At 70.4% G+C, this 1,441-nt stretch carries 1 protein-coding gene and 1 pseudogene; both read left to right on the plus strand.

All coding sequences use genetic code 11. From position 1 onward, the window contains the following. Positions 1-1,128 (plus strand): thioesterase domain-containing protein (locus ACIQU6_RS44845; RefSeq protein WP_403488517.1); only part of this gene is annotated, 1,128 nt, incomplete at its 5' end. Then, positions 1,125-1,441: pseudogene (locus ACIQU6_RS44850) on the plus strand (hypothetical protein); the annotation flags it as partial. The gene ACIQU6_RS44845 and the pseudogene ACIQU6_RS44850, both read left to right, overlap by 4 nt.

Consider the following 1,441-nt stretch of genomic DNA (forward strand, 5'->3'; position numbering starts at 1 on the left):
GCCGACGCTGCCCAGGCACCGGAGGAGGGCCGGGACGCTCCGCACACTCCCACCGAGCGGCGACTGGCCCGGGCGTGGGCGGAGGTGCTGGGCACCGGGGAGGAGCAGGTCGGGCGGCGGGATCACTTCTTCGGCCGGGGCGGCACCTCCCTCTCGGCGCTGAAGCTGGTGATCGCACTCGACCGGGCCGTCACCCTCAAGGAGCTCACCAGCCACCCCGTGCTGGCCGACCTGGCCGAACTCCTCGACGAGCGCGGCGAGTTGAACGAAAACGAAGACGAAGACGAAGACGAAGACGAGGACGAGGGCGGGGGTGGGGGTGGGGGTGGGCTGTTGCACACGCTTGCCGAGCCGGTGGGTGAAGCCGTCGGTCATCTGGTCTGTTTCCCCTTCGCGGGTGGTGGTGCGGTGGCCTTCCGGGCGATGGCCCAGGTGTTGGGGGCCGGCGGGTTCGCGGTGCACGCCGTTGAACTGCCCGGGCATGACCCGGCCGATGACCAAAGACCGTTCGCGCCGTTGGAGGAGGTGGCCAGACAGGCCGCCGACGAGATCGCCCGGCGCGGTCTGGCCGGGGTGGCGTTGTGGGGGCAGGCGGCGGGGGCGGCGTATGCGGTGGCTACCGCACGGTTGCTCCAGGAACGGCAGGTGCACGTCCAACGCGTCTTCGTCGGGGCCCAGTTGCTCGGAGACGCCGCCGATCGACGCGCCGCCGCCGAGGCGCTGCTCGCCCGGAGCGACGCGGAGATCGTCAAGGAACTGAGCGCGGACAACGACGGTGAGGCGGCAGGGGCGGCGGGCGCGTTCAGCTCGCTCGGTGCACTGGACACTGCGCACGCCGAGCGGGTCGGCGCCGCCTATCGGCATGACTGTGTGGCCGCGCACCGCTACTTCGCCGATGCCTTGGAGCACCCGCCAACCACCAGGCTCACCGCGCCGGTCACCCTCGTCCTCGCGGACGACGACCCGTTCACCGTCGACGGGATCCACCGGCTCGATGACTGGCGACTGTTGGCCGACCACGTCGAGTGGTGCCGCCTTCCCGACGGTGGCCACTACTTCCCGCACACACGTCCCACCGAGGCGGCCCGGGCCGTGCTGGCCACCACCGCGGCATCAACCCCTTCGTGAACCCGAACCACACACCACACCACGGCGAAAGGGGAGCCGAGAAGACCCCGGCAGAAGTCCACGGTGGCACCGCACCGCCCACCCAGGCACCCACCAGTCGACAGCCCGAGAAAGGCATCCGCATGGTCTCGCCCCCTTCAACGATTCCGCTCGACGTGTCCTTGCAACTTGGCAAGCCGCCGACGCTTCTGGCAGACCCCGGACACGACCCGGCGCACTGGGCTGGTCAACACCGGGACGCCCTCTACGCCACCCTCCGCGAGCACGGTGTGTTGTTGGTTCGTGGGTTGGGTTTGGGTGATGTGGCTGTGAC

It is taken from the genome of Streptomyces sp. NPDC090442 (genome assembly GCF_044769405.1).
Lineage (GTDB): Bacteria > Actinomycetota > Actinomycetes > Streptomycetales > Streptomycetaceae > Streptomyces.